A 1,700-nucleotide genomic window follows, 5' to 3' on the forward strand; every position below is an offset into this window, starting at 1 on the left:
TGGGTGGTGCTGTAGAGACTCTTGCGCATGGTGTCCAGCGAGCCCAGCAGAGCGCCAATCTCGTCACGGCTCTGCTTCGGCGTCGCTACCGCCAGGTTGCCCGAGGCGATCTGCAGGGTGAAGTCCACGGCACGGCTTACCGGTCGCGTGATTGCCCGCATGGTCCAGGTGCCCAGCAGGACCAGGAACAGGATACCGACTGTCAGTGCCGCGATCTGGCCCGTCAACATCATGGCCTGGCCGCGCTGAGCCTCTTCGGCCAGTTGGTCGGCATAATCGAGCTTGCCCTCTATCAATACGACGATGCTCTGGCCGATGGCTTCCACTTCCGGTCGCAGCACATCGTTGTAGGCCTCATAGGCGGCAAAGCCGCTGCCATCAATCAACGCCCGTACCGTAGGCCGGATACCATCGTCAATGGCAACCATAAGCTGGCCGTCCAGTGCTTCGACCTCCGGCTGGGCCATGTCCTCACCACCGAGAAAGCTGGCCCATGAAGCGTTGATGCGTTGTACGACACCCTCGATCTCGTCGGCGAGCCCCTGGATCTGCTCCATGCGTAGCGCCCGTGGGTTACGCACCGGCCTTTCCAGGTCGACCATCAGTTGGCTCAGCAGTTGATCGATGCGCTGCAGGTGGGCAATGTCCTGCACGCCATTGGTGTTGAGGTAAGCGACCCGATCGCCCGATACCTTGAGGCCATAGAGCCCCACGCCGCCACTGAGCAGCAGCAGCAGTACGGGAACCAGCGTCAGCGTGACCAGCTTGGCACGGATGGTATGCACATTGAGCCGGGAGAGCGCGCCCAGCAGGCCACGGCGCACCAACTGGCCTTTCCTGAGGGCCAGTTTCCCGCGCCCTTCCCGAAGCTGTGCATAAGCGCGCGCCGCCGCCTCGGCGATGGCCGGCTCGACCCGAGTGCGCACCGAGGTATAGCCCTGACACTTGCCATCCTCGAAGATCGGCGTGACCGTTGCCTGCACCCAGTAGTGGTCTCCATCCTTGCGGCGATTCTTGACCACCCCCTGCCAGGTGTCCCCATTCTTGATGGTCTTCCACAGGTCGGCGAAGGCCCCGGGCGGCATGTCAGGATGACGAATCAGGTTATGCGGCGCCCCGATCACTTCTTCATGAGAGTAACCACTGACCTCCAGAAACGCCGAGTTGGCATAGGTGATCCGCCCTTCCAGGTCCGTCCGGGTGATGAGAAGGTGCTCATCGCCCAGAGGGAATTCTCGCTGTGTAACTGGTTGATTGTCGCGCATCGTTATTATCCTTTGCCGCCTCGTGAGTCCCCGGTATTGCTTTGCTTAGAACGCCTCCCACTCCTCTTCGGACGACGGCCGGTGCGCCTTGGCCGATGTCCGTTTGGCAGGCAGCGGATCGTGCTGCGAGGCTGGCGTGGATACCGAATTTCTTGCTGCACCGGCTGGGTGAAGCTCTACGGCTTCTTGTGATGGGCCAGGAACCTTCTCGGCACCGGCACCCCGCAGACGATAAACACGAATGGCTTGCGCCAGCTGCTCCGCCTGGTGCTGCAGGTCGCTGGCCGCCCGCGCGCTCTGCTGCACGCGCTCGGCGTTCTGCTGGGTCACCTGATCCATCTCGGTGATGGCCTGGTTGATCTGGCCGATACCGCTGCTCTGCTCCTCGGAGGCCGCCGTGATCTCGCCCATGATGTCGTTGACCCGCTGCGAGGC

At 62.5% G+C, this 1,700-nt stretch carries 1 protein-coding gene and 1 pseudogene; both read right to left on the reverse strand.

Translation table 11 applies throughout. The annotated features are described in order from the left end of the window. Positions 1 to 1,265 (reverse strand): PAS domain-containing protein (locus tag SPH52_RS22410; protein WP_411797267.1); only part of this gene is annotated, 1,265 nt, incomplete at its 3' end. Positions 1,266 to 1,310: 45 nt separating this feature from the next. Next, positions 1,311 to 1,700, reverse strand: a pseudogene (locus SPH52_RS22415) (chemotaxis protein); the annotation flags it as partial.

The sequence above is a fragment of the Halomonas sp. A29 genome (genome assembly GCF_046723295.1).
Taxonomy (GTDB): Bacteria; Pseudomonadota; Gammaproteobacteria; order Pseudomonadales; family Halomonadaceae; genus Halomonas.